Origin of the sequence: Devosia soli, assembly GCF_000970455.1 — a bacterium.
Taxonomy (GTDB): domain Bacteria; phylum Pseudomonadota; class Alphaproteobacteria; order Rhizobiales; family Devosiaceae; genus Devosia; species Devosia soli.
In genome coordinates this window covers 299,387-311,698 of record NZ_LAJG01000014.1, presented here as the reverse complement: position 1 = coordinate 311,698, position 12,312 = coordinate 299,387, and the positions used below count along the sequence as shown (strand labels likewise).

General features: G+C 60.8%; 13 protein-coding genes. All 13 read left to right on the top strand.

Going from position 1 to position 12,312, the window contains the following annotated elements:
* Positions 1-25: 25 nt before the first annotated feature.
* The 13 genes from VW35_RS05600 to VW35_RS22125 all read left to right on the top strand — a co-directional run bounded on the left by VW35_RS05600 (position 26) and on the right by VW35_RS22125 (position 12,221).
* On the top strand, positions 26-1,072 hold the full coding sequence (locus tag VW35_RS05600; RefSeq protein WP_046142009.1) for a LacI family DNA-binding transcriptional regulator: 1,047 nt from the start codon (positions 26-28) through the stop codon (positions 1,070-1,072).
* Between the two features lie 71 nt (positions 1,073-1,143).
* Complete coding sequence (locus VW35_RS05595) at positions 1,144-2,373, top strand: ABC transporter substrate-binding protein (protein ID WP_046142008.1); 1,230 nt, start codon at positions 1,144-1,146, stop codon at positions 2,371-2,373.
* Positions 2,374-2,495: 122 nt separating this feature from the next.
* Entirely contained in the window at positions 2,496-3,398 is a 903-nt protein-coding gene (locus VW35_RS05590) for a carbohydrate ABC transporter permease (RefSeq protein ID WP_046142007.1), read from the top strand.
* Positions 3,395-4,222 (top strand): carbohydrate ABC transporter permease, encoded by an 828-nt coding sequence (locus VW35_RS05585; protein WP_046142006.1) that lies wholly within the window; start codon positions 3,395-3,397, stop codon positions 4,220-4,222. Before VW35_RS05590 ends, VW35_RS05585 begins: the two co-directional genes overlap by 4 nt.
* Complete coding sequence (locus tag VW35_RS05580; RefSeq protein ID WP_046142005.1) at positions 4,219-5,274, top strand: ABC transporter ATP-binding protein; 1,056 nt, start codon at positions 4,219-4,221, stop codon at positions 5,272-5,274. Before VW35_RS05585 ends, VW35_RS05580 begins: the two co-directional genes overlap by 4 nt.
* 154 nt (positions 5,275-5,428) lie before the next feature.
* Complete coding sequence (locus VW35_RS05575; RefSeq protein WP_046142004.1) at positions 5,429-7,336, top strand: glycoside hydrolase family 127 protein; 1,908 nt, start codon at positions 5,429-5,431, stop codon at positions 7,334-7,336.
* 267 nt (positions 7,337-7,603) lie between these two features.
* Complete coding sequence (locus VW35_RS05570; protein WP_046142003.1) at positions 7,604-8,257, top strand: TetR/AcrR family transcriptional regulator; 654 nt, start codon at positions 7,604-7,606, stop codon at positions 8,255-8,257.
* Positions 8,258-8,282: 25 nt separating this feature from the next.
* Positions 8,283-9,302, top strand: coding sequence for a ketol-acid reductoisomerase (gene ilvC / locus VW35_RS05565; RefSeq protein ID WP_046142002.1), 1,020 nt, complete (start codon positions 8,283-8,285; stop codon positions 9,300-9,302).
* Between the two features lie 67 nt (positions 9,303-9,369).
* Positions 9,370-10,089: a hypothetical protein gene (locus tag VW35_RS05560; protein WP_052951523.1), complete on the top strand. Its 720-nt coding sequence runs from the start codon at positions 9,370-9,372 to the stop codon at positions 10,087-10,089.
* 62 nt (positions 10,090-10,151) lie between these two features.
* Positions 10,152-10,616, top strand: a complete 465-nt coding sequence (locus VW35_RS05555) for a GFA family protein (protein WP_052951522.1) — start codon at positions 10,152-10,154, stop codon at positions 10,614-10,616.
* A gap of 3 nt (positions 10,617-10,619) precedes the next feature.
* Positions 10,620-11,111 carry a heme-degrading domain-containing protein gene (locus VW35_RS05550; RefSeq protein ID WP_046142001.1) on the top strand — a complete coding sequence of 164 codons (492 nt, stop codon included), beginning with the start codon at positions 10,620-10,622 and terminating at the stop codon, positions 11,109-11,111.
* Between the two features lies 1 nt (position 11,112).
* Positions 11,113-11,994 carry a PhzF family phenazine biosynthesis protein gene (locus VW35_RS05545; protein ID WP_046142000.1) on the top strand — a complete coding sequence of 294 codons (882 nt, stop codon included), beginning with the start codon at positions 11,113-11,115 and terminating at the stop codon, positions 11,992-11,994.
* 101 nt (positions 11,995-12,095) lie between these two features.
* Positions 12,096-12,221 (top strand): hypothetical protein, encoded by a 126-nt coding sequence (locus VW35_RS22125; protein ID WP_280136756.1) that lies wholly within the window; start codon positions 12,096-12,098, stop codon positions 12,219-12,221.
* Positions 12,222-12,312: the final 91 nt, after the last annotated feature.

The following is a 12,312-nucleotide window of genomic DNA, read 5'->3' as shown; positions in this document are numbered from 1 at the left end:
GAAAACGGTTTCTCGGGAGGATGTCGTGAGCGCTGGGGGAGGTCGAGTTCGCATTTACGATGTCGCGCACCTCGCTGGCGTGAGCGTTGCGACGGCCTCCAAGGCGCTTAACGACACCGGACGGATGACCGATGAAACGCGGGCCAAGGTGAAGGCTGCGGCGACGCAGTTGGGGTTCCGGCCGAACGCCATGGCGCGGGGGCTGATCCAGCGCCGGAGCTTTACCATCGGGCTACTGACCAATGACACCTATGGCCGCTTTACGCTGCCGGTGATGGCGGGGATTTCGGAGGCACTGGTCGATCAGGGCGTGTCGGTTTTCCTTTGTGGGGTCGATGATGACCCGGCGCTTGGAAAGCTGCATCTCGATGCCATGCTCGACAAGCAGGTTGATGGGATCATCGCCTCGGGCAAGCGCGTGGATCGGAAGTTGCCGGTCGATCTCAGCAATCTGCCGGTGCCGGTGGTCTATGCCTTTACCGAGGGGCATGAGGGATCGGTGACGCTGGTGTCCGACGATGCGCAGGGGTCGACCGAAGCGGTCGAACACCTCAAGCGGCTCGGGCGGAAGCGTATCGTGCATGTTACGGGTCCTGAAAGTTTTGCTTCGGTTCGGGAGCGTGCGGCGGCGTATCGGGCGGCTGTGGGCGGCGAGGGTATCGTGCTCCATGGGGAGTGGTCCGAGCATTGGGGGCATGCGGCGGTCGACCTGTTGTGGACCGCGGAAGGCGCGCGGCCGGATGCGATTTTTTGCGGCAATGACCAGATTGGGCGCGGCGTCGTCGATGCTTTGCGCGAGCGCGGCGTCGGGGTGCCGGAGGATGTCGCTGTGGTCGGCTTCGACAATTGGGACATCGTTGCGAGCCAGACACGGCCGCCGATGACTTCGGTCGACATGAATCTCAAGGCCATCGGGCGTGAGGCCGGGCGGCTGGTTTTGGAATTGGCGGAGGGCAGGGCAGTCGAGCCGGGGATCCGGAAGCTGCCGTGCAGTCTCGTTGTCAGACAATCATGCGGCGGTAGCGCCGCGGTTACGCATCGACGCGGAGGGGTAGAAGCCACCGTCGAGTAAAGGCTGGGCAGGGCAGGAGGGCCCGTTTCAGCGCATTTCGCGGCGCTTGTGCCGCTTGGGAGAGGAACCACATGAAACTGCATCTAGCTGCTCTTATGGCTGCCGCCAGCATTGGCGCGATGACACTGGCATCGCCCGCTTTCGCGCAGGTGACGCTGAAGATCTGGTCGATCGACGGCGTCGACCGCGTCGGCATCGCCGATACGTTCTCCAAGGAGTTCGATGAGGCCAATGACGACATCGTCGTCGAATATCGCGCCGTCCCGTTCGACGATCTGGTGCAGGAAACGCTGCGCGCCTTCGCAACCGGCAACGCGCCCGATATCGTTTCGTTCGACAATCCGGACTTCGCGCTCTTCTCCTCGCGCGGCGCCATGCTCGACATCACCGATCGCGTCGCCAATTCGAGCGTGATTAAGGAAGCCAACTATTTCGAAGGCCCGCTGAACTCGGTCAAATGGGACGGCAAGCTCTTCGGCATTCCGAAATATACCGACACGATCGGCGTCTTCTACAACAAGGACCTGTTTGCCAAGGCCGGCATCACCGAGCCACCGAAGACCTGGGCGCAGCTGGCAGAATACGCCGAAAAGCTGACCGACCCGGCCAACAACGTCTATGGCGTGACTTTCTCGGCGCGTGCCGGCGAAGAAGGCACATTCCAGTTCCTGCCGATCATCCAGATGTCCGGCGGCGGCTACGATAAGGTCAACACCGAAGGCGCAGCTCAAGTACTGGACCTTTGGAAGGGCCTGATCGACAAGGGTTATGCTTCGCGCGATGTGCTGAGCCTTGGCCAGTGGGACTCGACCGGTGTGTTCAACTCGGGCAATGCCGCCATGGCGATTTCCGGCCCTTGGGAAGTGGACCGCATGTCGGAAGACGCCAAGTTTGACTGGGGCGTGGCGCTGTTGCCGACCATCACTGAAGGCGGCGAGCGTTCGTCGGCTCTCGGTGGGTTCGATTGGGGCATCATGTCTACCACCCAGCACCCGGATGAAGCCTTCCGCGCGCTCGAATACTTTGCTGCCCAGGACAACCGCATCTTTGAAGAATTCGGTTCGATCCCGGCACGCAGCGACATCGACCTGCCGGTGACCGGCAACGAGAAGAAGGACGCGGCGCTCAAGGTGTTCCTCGACCAGCTTCAATATGCCCAGCCGCGCGGTCCGCATCCGGAATGGCAGAAGATCTCCAAGGCGATCTATGACGCCGAGCAGGCTGCCTTGACCGGCCAGATGTCGTCCATGGACGCACTCAACCAAGCCCAGGCCACGATCGACGGCATTCTCGGGAAGTAACGGTTGCAACGTGAGAGGGGATTGTTGCCGCGGCAACACCCCCTCCCATCTTCCCCCATCAAGGGGAGGTGCCGATCGCGCCTGTGACGCGATTGCGCGATCAACCGATCAGGAGAGGATTTGTGGGACGATTTTTTGCTGGCCTGCGCGACGGCGTCGGGTTCGATATCTTGCTGGTGACCGTTGCGATGATCTTTCTCGTCGCCATGGCTGGCCTACCGCTGATCTATAACGTGCTGATGAGCTTTCAGCAGGTGGACATGTTCACCCTGGGCTCGTTCATTCGTCCCTTTGCAGGAATCCAGAACTATATCGACGTGGTGCGGGCACCCGAGTTCTGGCTCGTGACGCGCAATACGGTCATCTTCGTGTTCTTCTCCATGGCCGGGCAATTCGTTCTCGGCTTTGCGCTGGCGCTGTTCTTTGCGCAGAATTTTCCGGGTGCCTCGACCATTCGCGGATTGTTTCTCGTCTCCTGGGTTATGCCTGGGCTGGTCGTCGGCGCTATCTGGAGCTGGATCCTGGCTGGCGATTTTGGCGTGCTGAACACGATCCTCAGAAACCTCGGGATCATCCAATCGACCGTCTTCTGGAAGTCGGACCCGGCGTTTTCCATCTGGGCCGTGGTCATCGCCAATATCTGGCTGGGTCTTGCCTTCAACATGTTGCTCCTCTCGGTCGGGCTCGCCGCTATTCCCCGCGACCTTTATGAGGCTGCCGAACTCGATGGCGCCAATGCCTTCCAGCGCTTCTGGACCATCACCTTGCCAATGATGCGATCGACCATTGGCGCAGTGCTCTCTCTCGGGCTGATCGGCACGCTGCAGCAGTTCGACCTCTTTCCCGCCATCACCGAGGGTGGCCCCGCCAATACCTCGACGGTGGCCCAATATTGGTCCTGGCAAATGAGCTTCCAGCTTTACGATTTCGCCAAGGGCGCGACGATCTCGGTGATGATGCTGGTGCTCGTGCTCTTCGCCTCGATCATCTATGTGCGCTCGACCCGCCATGAGGTGCGCGGATGACCCGGCCTTTTATTCCCTGGCTGCTGCTTGCCGTCGCTTTGGCGCTGGCCGCCGTCTACCTTTTCCCGCTCTACTGGATGTATGTCACGAGCTTCAAATCGGGCTCGGAAATCTTCGCCAATCCACCGACCTTCTGGCCGCGCGACATCGATGCGTCGATCTATCCCGACGTGTGGACGCGGCGAACGATGCACGTGTTTCTCTGGAACTCGACGCTGATCGCTGCCGGCGTCACCGCCATCACGGTGATCTTCGGCACGGGATGCGCCTATGTGCTGGCGCGCTATCGCAATGTGTGGGTCGATATCGGGCTTTTCTCGATCCTGATGCTTCAGGTTTTGCCGGCATCCGTGATGGTGACGCCGCTCTTTGTGGCCTTCAACCAATTCGGCCTGCTCAACTATCCGCGGACGGCGGTGGTGTTGGCAGCTGCGGCCAAGGCCATGCCGTTCTTCGTCGTCCTCGTCCGTGCGACCTTCATGACCGTGCCGCGCGAGCTCGAAGAGGCGGCACTGGTGGATGGTAATTCGCGCGTCGGCGCGTTCTTTTCCATCGTCCTGCCGCTAGCGCGGAACGGCATTCTGGTCTGCGCCATCCTCACCTTTATGAGCTCTTTCGGCGAATACATCTATTCCAAGTCGATTATCCAGAGCCCAGCCTTGCAGCCGGCGAGCGTCGGGCTTTCCGGCTTCCTCGGACCTAATTCGACCGACTGGAACTCCATCATGGCCTACTCGGCGATCTATGTGACGCCGATCCTTGCTGTCTTCGTGCTGCTGCAGCGCCGCATCGTTTCCGGCCTCACCTCGGGAGCCCTCAAATGACTGCCCAGATCGAACTTTCGCATATCCAGAAACACTATGGGTCGTTTCACGCCCTCAAAGACGTGAGCCTGAGGATCGAGAAGGGAAGCTTCGTCGCGCTGGTCGGGCCTTCTGGCTGTGGGAAATCAACGCTGCTGCGCTCGATTGCCGGGCTCGAAACCATCAGCTCTGGCGAACTGTCCATCGCGGGCAAGACCATGACCGGCGTGCCGCCGCGCCATCGCGACATTGCCATGGTGTTCCAGAGCTATGCGCTCTATCCGCACATGACAGTGGAAGAAAACCTGACCTATTCGCTACGACTACATGGCGTTGGGAAAGCCGAGGCTAAGGCAAAGGCCGCCGAGGTGGCACAGACAACGGGCCTCTCGCAATTGCTGCCGCGTTATCCGCGCCAGCTTTCGGGCGGGCAGAGGCAGCGCGTGGCGATGGGGCGGGCGATCATCCGCAACCCCAAGGCCTTCCTTTTCGATGAGCCGCTCTCCAATCTCGATGCGGCGCTGCGCGTGCAGATGCGAAAGGAAATCCGGGCGCTGCACGACCGGCTGGGGGCGACGTCGGTTTATGTGACGCATGATCAGATCGAGGCCATGACCATGGCGGACTGGGTCGTCGTCATGCGCGATGGCATCATCGAACAGCAGGGGCGGCCGCTCGATCTCTACGATCACCCGGTCAATCGGTTCGTTGCTGGGTTCATCGGTTCGCCGGCCATGAATTTCGTCGAGGCGCAAATTGCCGAAGACGGAACGACGTTGGTGCTCAAGACCGGCGAAAGGATCGCACTGCCGCGACAGGTCGAGCCCAATCGAGCGGTGACCGCCGGCATGCGTCCGGAAAACCTGACGATTGCCAATGGACCGCCGAGCTTCCACTTTACCATCGGCAATATCGAGTCGACCGGGTCTGCGACGTATCTGACGTCGGACGATGGCGCATTGCAATTGGTGCAGAGCGAGCGTGCCAATCGCGCCGTGGGCGATCGGGTTGGCGTGTCGATCGATCCGGCGCAGATCCATCTTTTCGATCCGCAGAGTGGGAAGCGGATTTAGCTACAGTTTTTAACTCCCACCGCGTGTCATCCCGGCGAAGGCCGGGATCCATCCTGAGATTTCAAGATGGGCCCCGGCCTTCACCGGGGTGACAATCGGGGGCGGGTTGTTTGGAACTTCACGTCTAAAGGTCTGAAAGAGAAAAGGTTTTCTCATGTCTCGCTATTCGCCCGTTCCCTTTCCCGATGTGCGGCTGGAAGGTCAATTCTGGCACGAGCGGCTCGAAACGGTGCTCGACCGCACAGTGCCGAGCCAGCACAAGAAGCTGGCCGAGGTTGGCATTCTCGACTCGCTGAAGCTGCCCAATCCGCCGCCGCCACTGCGTTTTCCGCGCCATGCCAATGGCTTTACGGTGCAGGTCTTCTGGGACAGCGACGTGGGCAAGTGGATCGAGGCGGCAAGTTACGCGCTGGCGCATCGACGCAATGAGGATATCGAGGCCAAGATCGAGGCGGCGATCGATGATCTTGAAAAGGCGCAGGCACCGGATGGCTATCTTAACTGCTGGTATCTCGGCCACGAGCCGGAGAACCGCTGGACGAACCTGCGCGATAATCACGAGATGTATAATGCCGGGCACCTGCTCGAAGGCGCCATCGCCTATTTTCGCGTAACCGGACGGCGACGGTTTCTCGACGTGATGGAGCGCTATCTCGAGCACATCTATGCCACCTTCGGCACCGAGCCGGGCAAGAAGCGCGGCTATGACGGGCACGAGGAAATCGAGCTGGCGCTGATGAAGCTCTACTACCTCACTGGGGAGCGGAAGCACCTCGACTTCGCCACCTACCTCATCAACGAGCGCGGGCAGCAGCCGCCGCACTATTTCGACATCGAGCGGGAGGCGCGCGAGGGGGCAGAAGCCAAGCAGCGCTATGTCTTTGCGAATTACGAATATTCGCAGAGCCACAAGCCGGTGCGCGAGCAGGATAAGGTCGTGGGGCACGCGGTGCGCGCCATGTATCTTTATACGGCAATGGCGGATCTGGCGGCCGAACTCAACGATCCGGCGCTGAAGCGGGCCTGCGAGGTGCTGTGGGACGATGTAATGGAAACCAAGATGTATGTGACGGCGGGCCTTGGGCCCTCGGCGCATAACGAGGGTTTTACCGATGATTTCGACCTGCCGAACCAGACGGCCTATGCCGAGACCTGTGCCTCGGTGGCGCTGATCTTCTGGGCGCAGCGGATGCTGCATCTCGATCTCGACGGGAAGTATGCAGACATTCTCGAGCTTGCCATGTTCAATGGCGCGCTTTCGGGACTGAGCCGGGATGGCGAGCACTATTTTTATGCCAATCCGCTCGAAAGCGACGGCACGCCGACGCGGTGGGAATGGCACACCTGCCCGTGTTGCACGATGAACGTGTCGCGGCTGGTGGCGTCGGTGGGCGGGTATTTTCTGTCGACGTCCGAGGACGGCGTGGCGTTCCACCTTTATGGTGGGATCGGCTCCACGGTCGAAATCGGCGGGACGCGCGTGGCGCTCAAGGAGGTGTCGAACTATCCGTGGTCGGGCGACATCAGGATTTCGCTCGATCCGGAGACGCCGGCGGCGTTCGACGTAAAACTGCGCATTCCGGGGTGGTGCCATGGGGCGACCATTTCGGTGAATGGGCAGGCGGTCGAAGAGAAGGCGGAGAAGGGGTATGTCACCATTCACCGCACCTGGGCCAAGGGCGATACGATTGCGCTGGACCAGCCGATGCCGGCGGAGCGGCTTTATTCGCATCCGGGCGTGATCATGAATGCCGGGCGCGTGGCGCTGAAGCGTGGACCGCTCGTTTATTGCATCGAGGAGGCAGACAACCCGGGCGGACGCGTGCAGCGGCTCAAGATCAAGCGCGATGCTGAAGTGGAAGTGAAGACCGATCCGGGCCTGTTCGATGGTGTCGTGACGCTCAAGGCTCCGGCGACCGCGATCGACGAGAGTGAGTGGTCAGGCCTCTACCGGAGCAAGCCGCCGGTCGAGAGGGAGTCGAGCCTGACGGCGATTCCGTATTATCTCTGGGCCAATCGCGGGCGGGGTAGCATGGTGGTGTGGATACCGGAGGTGGTGTGAGGTCTGGGCAGTCCCGCACCGCTGTGTGTGCCGACACCCCCTCCCAGCCTCCCCCATCCAGGGGGAGGTGCCGCATCGAGTCTTACGCAGTATCTCGCCAAGAACTCTGTTCCTGCACCTCCCCATAATGGGGGAGGCTGGGAGGGGGTGACTTCGGCACCCACCAAAATCTATCGAGCCGACGCAGAATCCCTCTTGCGCGGAACCGTACCGTACGGTACGCCAGCGGACGGAAAATGCCGAAAACGTTCGGCTGTTCGTTGAGGGTTGCGCGTGCCTGTGCAGATCAAGATCAGTGAAGAGACCTTCACGCCCCGCCAGCAGGCGGTGCTGACGGCAGCGCTCGATCTTTTGGTCGAGAATGGCGATGGGCTGACTATGACCGCGGTGGCGCGGCGGGCTTCGTGCTCGAAGGAAACGCTCTATAAGTGGTTCGGCGATCGCGATGGGCTGCTCACGGCGACCGTGCAGTGGCAGGCGGCCAAGGTGCGTATGCCGACGGTCGACCGGAGCCATCTCAGCGCGAAAGTGCTGCGCGAAAGCCTCGAGCAGTTTGCGCGCGATCTTCTCACGACGATTGTCGGCGAGGTTTCCATTACGCTCAATCGCACGGCGATTACGCATGCGGCGCAGGAGAAGGATAGCCTGGGCAATATCGTGCTCGAGAATGGGCCGCTGGCTATTCGCCGGCGGCTGAAGCCGATCCTCGAGGCGGCGCGGGATGCGCGGCTGCTGCGCTTCAATTCCAGCGAAGATGCCTATCGCACTTTTTTCGGCCTGGTCGTCCGCGACGTACAGATCCGTCTGCTGCTCGGGGACAAGGCGCTGACCCAATCCAATGTCGAAGCCAATATCGAAGCCGATGTGAAGGCCGCGACGGATCAATTTTTGGCCCTCTACGGGGCCAAGGCAAACATCTAAAAATCGCAGTTGAGGGGAGATACCCATGCGCGTCTATTACGATCGTGATGCTGACATCAACATCATCAAGGCCAAGAAGGTCGCCATCATCGGCTACGGCTCGCAGGGCCATGCCCATGTGCTTAACCTGCGCGACTCGGGCGTCACCAATGTCGCCGTGGGTCTGCGTCCTGGCTCACCGTCGGCAAAGAAGGCCGAGGGCGAAGGCCTCAAGGTCATGAGCGTTGCCGAGGCTTCCGCATGGGCAGACGTGATCATGCTGCTGACCCCGGACGAACTGCAGGCCGATATCTACAAGAAGGACATCGAGCCCAATATCCGTGACGGCGCAGCGCTCGCTTTCGCGCACGGCCTCAACGTGCACTTCAACCTGATCGAACCCAAGTCGACCGTCGACGTGATCATGATTGCGCCGAAGGGTCCGGGCCATACCGTGCGCGGTGAATACCAGAAGGGTGGCGGCGTGCCGTGCCTCATCGCCGTGCACCACGACGCTTCGGGCAATGCCCATGACATCGCGCTTGCCTATGCTTCGGGCGTTGGCGGCGGCCGTTCGGGCGTCATCGAAACCAACTTCCGCGAAGAATGCGAAACCGACCTCTTCGGCGAACAGGCCGTGCTATGCGGTGGCCTCGTCGAACTGATCCGTGCCGGCTTTGAGACGCTGGTGGAAGCCGGCTATGCGCCAGAAATGGCCTATTTCGAGTGCTTGCACGAAGTGAAGCTGATCGTCGACCTGATCTACCAGGGCGGCATCGCCAACATGAACTACTCGATCTCAAACACGGCCGAGTGGGGTGAATATGTCACCGGCCCGCGCATTATCACCTCGGAAACCAAGGCCGAGATGAAGCGCGTGCTCCATGACATCCAGTCGGGCAAGTTCACTTCGGACTGGATGCAGGAATACAAGGGCGGCGCCTCGCGCTTCAAGGCGACCCGTCGCCTCGCCGACGAGCATCCGATCGAAGAAGTCGGCGCCAAGCTCCGCGACATGATGCCGTGGATCAAGGCTGGTGCGTTGGTCGACAAGGCCAAGAACTAATTGCCATAATTGGTCATTAGCGACGGGGGCCTCGGCCCCCGTTTTTGTTTCTCAGCCAGGTGATTTCATGAGCATCAGCATCGTCCCCATCAAGGGCGTCGACATCCGCTTTGTCGAAGGGACGTGGGAACTGCCCCGAGATCTGCGGGCCTCCGTCGGCGAGCGCTGGGCGGCCATGCTGGCCGAAAATCCACACCTTTGGGATGGGCGGATTATCGGGGTGACGCCACCTGTCATCGACGAGGATGGCCATTTGCGCGCATCGGCGCGGGAAGATGCCTTTTCCGCGTTCCTGACCTGGCGCGAAGCCGGGTTTCCCGAGATCGGCATTCGCAATCTCTTCGGGTCGGCGCTGATCATTTCGTCGGACGGTTTCATGCTCTATGGGTTGATGGGGAAGAATACCGCCAATGCCGGACGAATCTATCCGGCCGGCGGATCACTGGAGCCGCGCGACGTTCTACCCGACGGGAGGATCGATGTGGCGCGATCGACAGAATGGGAACTGAAAGAGGAAACGGGACTCGATCACGCCGAGGCACGCCGGGGCAATCTTGTGGCTGTTCTCGATGGTCCACGCATCTCGATCGGCCAGGCCTTTCATTTCAGCGATACCGCTGACGAACTGGTCATGCGGATCAGGGCCAATCTCGAGCAGCAGGAGCACCGTGAGCTTGCCGACGTCGTGGCGCTTCGACGCGCTGCCGATGCCGCGAGCAGGGGACACGTGATGGCCTATGCTGCGGAAATTCTCGATGCCTGGCAGGATGGACGGATCGCGCTTTAAGCGCGCTTGCCTCAATGGACGCTTGCAGTAAAACTGCTGCAAGCAGGTGGGGAGGAGTACGGATGACTCTGCCGAATTTTCCGGTCGAAGGCGGCTGCCAATGCGGCCAGGCGCGCTATCGGCTGACTGCCGCGCCACGCTCGGTCTATAATTGTCACTGCAAGGACTGTCAGCGCTTTTCGGGCGCGGGCTGGTCGACGTCGATGATCGTGACCGAAGAAAATTTCGAGCTGATTTCGGGCGATATTGACCAGTACGATCGCAAAGCCGACAGCGGCAATATCATTGTCATGAACTTTTGCGCGCATTGCCACGGCTGGCTCTGGAACGACCCACCCGCGCCAGGCATCAAGGTCGTGCGCGCTGGAACGCTCGACGATATCGACTGGGCCGAGCCGGTGGGCAATATCTGGACCGACAGCAAGGCTGCATGGGCCAAGATCGACCCGGCGCAGGTCAAATTTTCAAAAGGCGCAGTGGACCGGACACCTTTATTCGAAGCCTTTACCCGTTTGCATCAGGACTGATCGATGAGCACCGAAGACGATATCGCGCAGGTGAAGCGCCAGGAAATGGAGCTGGTTCTGCCGGCGCTCGACGAGACCGTCGCTTTCGAAATCGGCTCCGCAATCCGCGCGCGAGCCCAGGCTGAGGGTCTGTCGCTCGTGGTCGACATTCGCACCTGGGATCGGCAGCTTTTCTTTGCCGCAACGGCGGGCACAAGCGCGGACAATGCCGAATGGGTGCGGCGCAAGATCAATACGGTCAAGCGCTTTCACCGGGCGAGCTACCGCATGGTGCTGGAACGTGGCGAGGCGCCTTTTTCGCCGCAGTCGGGTGCCGATCCGGCAGACTATGTGATTGCTGGCGGCGGTTTCCCGCTCCGCGTGCCCGGCGCAGGCGTCATCGGCGCGCTGACGATTTCCGGGCTTCCCGGACGGAAAGACCACGCCGTGGCTGTGGACGCCCTCTGCGACCATCTCGGCCGCAACCGCGCCGATTTTGCTTTGCCTGAGGCCTGAAATGAAGCTCGACTATCTCTTGCTCGACGTCTTTACGCGTGAACGGCTGCAGGGCAATGCCCTTGCCGTCGTGCTGAAGGGGGATGGCCTCTTGGACAATGAAATGCAGGCAATCGCGCGGGAATTCAACCTCAGCGAAACCGTGTTTTTGACCAGGCCCAAGAACGAGCGCAATTCGGCCGGCGTTCGCATTTTTACGCCCTATCAGGAGCTGCCGTTTGCTGGGCATCCGACGGTGGGAGCTGCCGTGGTGCTCGGATTGCAGGGCGAGCGGACGGCGCTGCGCATGGAAGAAAAGGTCGGGCTCGTCACGGCGCTGTTCGAAAAGGCCGACAAGCGCTCCGGCGAGGCGCGGTTTACGCTTCCGCGCTTGCCGCTCAAGCTGGCCGATCTCGATGATCGTCTCGGAATGGCCCAGGCGCTGGGAATCGAACCGGAAGATATCGGCTGCGACGTGTTTGCGCCGGCGGTCTACACGGCCGGCGTGACGTTTCACCTGGTGCCGGTGCGCAATGCCCGAGTGCTAGCGCGAGCCAAGCCGAACCAGGCCCTATTCAAGACTATTTTCTCGCATGACCACAACTCGGCCTACCTGTTCACGCTGACGCCGGAGGAAAGGGACAACGATATCGCGGCGCGCATGTTCGGGATGAATCTGGGGGAAGACCCCGGCACGGGCTCTGCTGCCGCGGCGCTGATCGGACTTCTCTCGGACAACGCCGATTTTGGCACGGGGCAGGCGGACTATATTTTGCGGCAAGGCAAGGAAATGGGCCGACTTTGCCGCATTACCCTGCAGCTGCGGAAGGAAGCCGAAATGCTGACGCATGGGGCGATCGGTGGTTATGCGGTCATTGTCGGGGAAGGGGCGCTCGACCTCTGACGGGGTCTGGTGCCGATAGATAAAATCAAAGTCTTTGGTGTCTCCGCACTTGCCTCAGACAGTGATTTGGATCATTGTATTCACAAATCGAGAGTTTCTCCATGCAGCGCCGCCGCGCCAAAGCTATTGCCATCGCACAGACTCAGGAGCGTAACCGCGCCTTGATGATTGCTGCCGGCATGTTGCTGCTTCCGGCCGCGCTTCTCCTCCTTCTTATCAGCCCCTGATCACCGGCAGCTCGGATTAGCGAGCGGGTCGTCAGGGGATATCGCCACAAACCGAACATCAAAAATGTCCGGTCCGACGAGCCATTGCCTC